The organism is Mycobacterium sp. DHQP2018-32-09, assembly GCF_058148405.1.
The window spans coordinates 130,455-136,454 of the sequence record NZ_JBYVYK010000005.1 but is presented as its reverse complement, the minus strand read 5'-3'; the positions used below and the strand labels follow the sequence as shown (position 1 = coordinate 136,454).

The window sequence follows — 6,000 nt, the reverse complement described above, 5'->3', positions numbered from 1 at the left end:
GGCGGCGACGTCGAGCGCGGCCCCCGAGCCCAGGTCGATGGTGGCGGCGGCGCGGGCGGCGTCGGCGTCGCGGTCGAGGAGGTCGGTGTCCTCGCGTACCGCGGCGGCGGTGCGGGCGAGGGCCGCTGCGACGCCACCGCCGAGCACGTCCTCGAGCAGCGGCAGCACCTCGGTGCGCAGCCGGGACCGGGTGAACCGGCGGTCGGCGTTGTGGGGGTCGTGCCACGGGGTCAGCCCCAGCTCGTCGCACGCGGCGTGCGTGACCGTGCGGCGCACCCCGAGCAGGGGCCGCGTCCAGGGCGGGTCGTGCGCGCGCATGCCGGCGATGCTGCGGGGTCCGGAGCCGCGGCCGAGCCCCAGCAGCACGGTCTCGGCTTGGTCGTCGAGGGTGTGGGCGAGGAAGACGGGCGCCCCGGCGCGGGCGCGCCGCAGCGCTGCGTAGCGGGCGGTGCGGGCGGCGGCCTCGGGTCCGCCCGCAGCACCCACCGTGACGGTGAGCACCTCGGCCGCGACGCAGCCGAGTGCCATGGCCTGCTCGCGGGCGGTCGCGGCGACGGCGGCCGAGCCGACCTGCAGCCCGTGGTCGACGACGAGTGCCGTCGTGGGGGCGAGGGCGGCGACGACGGCGGTGAGCGCCAGCGAGTCCGGCCCTCCGGACAGCGCGATGCACCACGGGCCGGCACCGAGGCCGTGGTTGCGCACGTGGGCGTCGACGGCGCGGCGCAGCGCCGTCAGAGCACTCTGGCTATCCACTGCCCTGGTTCGTCGATCTCGCTGGGCCGCGGCAGGGTGTCGGCGCTGGACCAGACGGCGTTGAACCGGTGCATGCCCACCTCGGCGACGACGTGGTCGACGAAGGCCTTGCCCCGGGTGTACTGGTTCATCTTGGCGTCGAAGCCCAGCAGGGCCCGGACGAGCCGCTGCAGCGGCGGCTGGGAGCGCGAGCGGCGTTCGTTGAAGCGTCGTCGAATGGTGCCCACCGACGGGACCACCGCCGGCCCGACGGCGTCCATGACGTGGTCGGCGTGCCCTTCGAGCAGGGTGCCGAGCACCAGCAGCTGGTCCAGCGCGGTGCGCTGACGCTCGGACTGCACGGCCCGCACCAGACCCAGGATGCCGTCGGAGTTGCCCTGTGCGCCAGCACCTTCCGCGCGCCGACTGCGAACGAACTCGCCGAGGCCGGAGACGACGGTGCCGACGTCCTGCTCGGCGTCGTCGGTGAGCACGGCCAGCGCCTGCGACATGTGGCCCACCAGCCACGGGTTGGCCTGGAACTGCACGCGATGGGTGACCTCGTGCAGGCACACCCAGAGCCGGAAGTCGGCGGGATCGACGCGCAGTTGCCGTTCGACGGCGATCACGTTGGGATACACCAGGAGCAGCTCGCCGCCGCCATGCCCGCCCGGCTCGCGGGAGGGGCTGAACGGGTCGTACTGGCCCAGGATGCCGGAGGACACGAAGGCCAGCACGGCGCCCGTCTGGGCGCCCGTGACGCGGCGCGTGAGGTAGCCACCGGCCCTGGCCACCCGGGAGCCGGCACCGGTATCGGCTTCGGCGTCGGCGTCGGCGTCGGCGTCGGCGGCTGCGTCGGCGTTCACGCCACCGGTCATGATGCGCATGGATTGCGTTGCCGCGGTGACCCATTCGCCGCGATCGACGATCCGCGCCTCGTTCAGCGGCGCGCCTTCGTCCAGGCCGGTCACCTCGCGCACCGGCACCTCGGCGCGGCGCGCCGACTCGGCGAGCTGGGCGACGACCTGGTCGCGGGTGTAGGCCGTGGTGGGCGGCGCGGGTTTGACGAGCTTGCGCCCGACCGTGGCGGCGAAGTCCCAGTCGACGGTGCGGCCCACCGTGGGAGTGCTCATCGGCTGCATCCACACGACCGTAGTGCGGCGGCCACGGCGTCGAGCGCGGTGCGACCCGTCGGCCCGGCGCGGTTGGACAGGAACGTGAACGTGAGCACGCGACCGCTTCGATCGGTGAGGAAACCGGCGAGCGTGTTGGTGCCGGTGAGCGACCCCGTCTTGGCGCGCAGGAACCCGGCGGCGGCGCGACCGGCGGCGGTGTCGAGGTAGCGGTTGGACAGCGTGCCGCTGCCGCCTGCGATGGGCAGCAGGTCCACGAGCGGTCGCAGCCGCGGTTCGTCGGGCCCGGCGGCGGCGTTCATCACCTCGTCGAGCAGTTCGGCGGTCAGCCGGTCGTCGACGGACAGCCCGCTGCCGTCGAACAGCCGCGCCCCGGCCGTGTCGATGCCGGCGGCGCGCAGCTCGGCGAGCACGGCGCGGGCGGCACCGTCGAAGCTCGCGGGTTCGCCGCGGGCGACGGCGACCTCGCGGGCGATGCTCTCGGCCATGACGTTGTCGGAGGCGTTCATCATGTCGCGCAGCCGGTCCAGGAGCGGTGGCGACTGGACCGTGGCGACCTCGCGGGCGCCCCGCACCGCCGCGTCCAGTACCGACACGCGTGCCGGGTCGACGCCGAGGGCGGTGGCGAGCGCGCGGCCGGCGTCGAGACCCGGGGTCTCGGAGCGCCAGGAGTCGACGCTGACGGGCTGGATGCGACCGCCGTCGAGCATCACGGACTCGATGGGGGCGATGTCGCCGTTGCGGATGTCGAGGGGATCCCAACCGGGGGCCATGGTGGGCCCGCCGTACTCGGTGAGGTCGACGCGGACCGCGGTGGGCCGCACCCCCGCCTTGCGCACCTGCTCGGCCAGGTCGCCGATGCGCGCGGCGCCGCGATACCAGGTGGCGGTCGTCGGTCCCGCAGCCGACAGCGTGGGATCACCGCCGCCACGCAATATCACGACACCGGGTTGGGCGGGGTCGACGAGCACCGTCGTCGTCAGCGTCGCCTGCCGGTCCAGCGCCAGCAGGGCGGCCGCGGCCGTGGTCACCTTGTTGGTGGAGGCGGGCTGCATGGGCGTGTAGGCGCCTTGGGTCCACAGCTCGGCGCCGGTGACGGCGTCGGTGACGCGGCCCGTGAACGTCCCGAGGTCGGGGTTGGCGACGAACGGGTCGAGCGTGGCGGCCAGCAGCGTGGGCGAGGGTTCGGGGGCGGCGTCCCCGATGGGGTAGACGGTGGGCCGCGCCGCGGCGGCGTCGGGTCGGGGTGGGACGTTCTGGGCGGCGGATTGCGCCGGCCGTCCGGTGGCGAACACGGCGGCGACGGCGACCACGGCGGCGACGAGCACCAGAACGGCGACGCCGACGAGCACGTGGGTGGATCGACGCCACCTGGTCGGCCGCATGGAACTCCTGATCTCGGGGGCCGCCTCGCAGGTGCCGGTCGGAGCCCTGAGATACCAGCGTATCGCTCGTCTAAGGTTGACCCGTCGTCGTCACGAGAGTCGAAGGAGCCGCGAGCGTGGAGTTCGAGGTCGTAGTCGAGATCCCCAAGGGTTCACGCATGAAGTACGAGGTGGACCACGAGACCGGCAAGGTCAAGCTGGACCGCTACCTCTACACGTCGTTCGGGTATCCCACCGACTACGGCTTCATCGAGGACACCCTCGGCGAGGACGGTGACCCGCTGGACGCGCTGGTGCTGCTGCCCGAGTCGCTGTTCCCCGGTGCCGCACTCGACGCGCGCCCGGTGGCCATGTTCCAGATGACCGACGAGAAGGGCGGCGACGACAAGGTGCTGTGCGTCCCCGCGGGCGATCCCCGCTGGGAGCACGTGCAGGACCTCGGCGACATCGACGAGTTCGAGCTGAAGGCCATCGAGCACTTCTTCGTGCACTACAAGGACCTCGAGCCCGGCAAGTACGTCAAGGGCTCGTCGTGGGTGGGCCGCGCCGAGGCCGAGGCCGAGGTGCAGCGCTCCATCGAGCGGTTCAAGGCACAGGGCCACTAGCGCACCGGGGCCCGGCCGGTCCTGGCCGGGCGATCGGTCCCCCGTCGCAGATTTTGCAGCGCCGTAACACGCGGTAACGCCTGCGCCCCATCCGCCTTCGATCATGAGTGCGTGTTCATGCATCAGGGGGTCGGCCTGGATGCGTTCAACGCCTGGCCGCAACGCAAGGCCGTGCACGCGCTGTACGAGTGCTGCAACAGCGTGACGCTGGCCGGTGACCTCGCGCGGGTGCGCCCGTACGCGAGCCACGACGCGCTGTTCCGCCGCGCCGACGCGCTGCTGTTCGCGCTTCCCGAGCCCGCGATCGACCACATCCTGGAGGCCTGCCCGCAGCTGGGCAGTCGGCCCCGCAGCGCACGGTCGCGCGCCGAGCAGTGCGCGGTGTGGGACGACGACGCCGCGCTCCTGGCCGAGCTGGCCGAGTCGGCGCGGACCTACGAGGCACACTTCGGGTTCCGCTTCGTGATGTTCTGCGACGGCGCGTGCGCCGGCGACGTGCGCACCGCGATGACCGACCGGCTGCACCACGACCGGGACACCGAACGCAAGGTGGTGCGCAACGAGCTGGCGCGCATCAACCGGTCCCGGTTGGAGCGGATGCTGGGCCCCGAGGGTGGTTACGACAACTGGCTGGGTTAGTCAGTTCGGGCGGGGCGTGCTGGCGAGTTCCGGGTCGGCCGGCACCGCCACCTTGCGCTTGCGCCAGTTGCGCACCCACTTCATCACCGGCTTCTCGATGCCGTAGTAGGTCACCGATGCCACGGCGATCGTGACGACCAGCAGCACCACGACGTTGCGCCACATGCCCCACGCGTCGTCGCCCGCCATGACGCCCAGACGGCCGAGCACCAGGATCATCGGGAAGTGCCACAGGTAGGCCGACAGCGAGATCTCGCCGACGTAGCGGATGGGCTTGACGTCGAGCCAGCGGGCCAGCCGGGTCTTCTCGCCGCGCGCGAGTGGCGTGACGATGACCAGGATCATCAGCGCGGCGACCACCGCGACGCCTGCGGTGGTGAATTCGTTGGCGACCACCAGCAGCAGCGCGGAGAACACCAGCATGGGCAGGATGGCCAGCGCCGACACCAGGCGGATGCGCTTGCTGACGCGCTCGGCCACCTCACCGCGCTCGATGGCGACGAACACCACGGCCGCGAGCATGCCGAGAGCGAAGTTGTCGGCGTTGGTGAGGAAGCTCTTGGTGAACACGGCCGCCCAGTTGGGGCCCCAGTTCAGCAGCATGTAGTCGGTGGTGCCCGCGTGCGCGAAGACCAGCGGGATGAACGCGCGGCCCACCAGGCCGACGATCAGCAGCACCAGCGGCGCCAGCGCCGCGATCAGCAGCGGGTTCATGCTGATGCGCTTGCGCAGGGCGAACAGCGCCATGCCCAACAGGGGCAGGGAGGCGTAGAAGGCGTACTCCAGCGTCAGCGACCAGGACGGGTTGATGCCGGTCTGGATGAACTGCGGGAAGTAGGACTGCAGCAGCGTGAGGTTGGCCAGCAGCTTCCACGGCTCGGTGATCATCCCGGTGCCGTCGTCGGTGCCGAGGGGCTGCAGGGCCGGGTTCTCGACGTAGGAGACCTGCAGCGCGTAGTTCACGATCAGGAAGATCACCAGGTAGCACGGCATGATGCGCGCGATGCGGTGCAGCGCGTAGTCGCGGGTGCTCGGCATCAGCGCGCTGGCACGGTCCTCGGTGAGGTTGCGCACGTAGGGCAGGAACAGCAGGAAGCCGCTGAGGACGAAGAAGTACACCAGCGAGAAGCCGAGCATCCCCGTCTTCCACGTCTGCGCGGTGTGCGGAGAGAAGTGGCCGGTGACGTGGGTGATGGCGATCGACAGGCAGAGGATGCCGCGGACGCCGTCGAGCCCGATGATGCGGGCCTTCACCCGGCGAACCGTCGGAACCGGTTCTGGGTTCATGCATCCTCCGTGCCTGTTCGCGCACCGTGCCGAAGGGGGCGGGGCGTGCGGGTGGTCGTGTCGCGGGGCCTGAGGCCACGTGGTGTCGGTCGATTTGCTGGGGCGCTTTGCTGGCGTGTCCACGCCGGAGGCTCCCGGCCCGTACCACCTCGCCATCGTCAGCCTCTTTGCGCGCCACCACGATAGCTGATCGACGACGCGTGCGCAGCCTCGCGGGTG

The 6,000-nt window shown here is 71.7% G+C and carries 6 protein-coding genes; 2 read left to right on the top strand and 4 right to left on the bottom strand.

All coding sequences use genetic code 11. From position 1 onward, the window contains the following. The 3 genes from tilS to dacB all read right to left on the bottom strand — a co-directional run. Positions 1-753: tRNA lysidine(34) synthetase TilS (gene tilS / locus AC30CM_RS04510; protein WP_490115618.1), on the bottom strand; the 753-nt coding region annotated here is incomplete at its 3' end. Beyond that, positions 732-1,874, bottom strand: a complete 1,143-nt coding sequence (locus AC30CM_RS04505; protein ID WP_490115617.1) for a zinc-dependent metalloprotease — start codon at positions 1,872-1,874, stop codon at positions 732-734. The genes AC30CM_RS04505 and tilS, both read right to left, overlap by 22 nt. Continuing rightward, positions 1,862-3,250: a D-alanyl-D-alanine carboxypeptidase/D-alanyl-D-alanine endopeptidase gene (dacB, locus tag AC30CM_RS04500; RefSeq protein ID WP_490115616.1), complete on the bottom strand. Its 1,389-nt coding sequence runs from the start codon at positions 3,248-3,250 to the stop codon at positions 1,862-1,864. Before dacB ends, AC30CM_RS04505 begins: the two co-directional genes overlap by 13 nt. Positions 3,251-3,366: 116 nt before the next feature. On the opposite strand from dacB, the gene AC30CM_RS04495 reads away from it, so the two are divergent. Further along, positions 3,367-3,855, top strand: a complete 489-nt coding sequence (locus tag AC30CM_RS04495) for an inorganic diphosphatase (protein WP_490115615.1) — start codon at positions 3,367-3,369, stop codon at positions 3,853-3,855. A 117-nt stretch (positions 3,856-3,972) separates the two neighbouring features. Next, entirely contained in the window at positions 3,973-4,494 is a 522-nt protein-coding gene (locus AC30CM_RS04490) for a 2-oxo-4-hydroxy-4-carboxy-5-ureidoimidazoline decarboxylase (RefSeq protein ID WP_490115631.1), read from the top strand. On the opposite strand, the gene AC30CM_RS04485 is transcribed toward AC30CM_RS04490, so the two are convergent. Next, positions 4,495-5,781: an acyltransferase family protein gene (locus AC30CM_RS04485; protein WP_490115614.1), complete on the bottom strand. Its 1,287-nt coding sequence runs from the start codon at positions 5,779-5,781 to the stop codon at positions 4,495-4,497. Between the last annotated feature and the right edge of the window lie 219 nt (positions 5,782-6,000).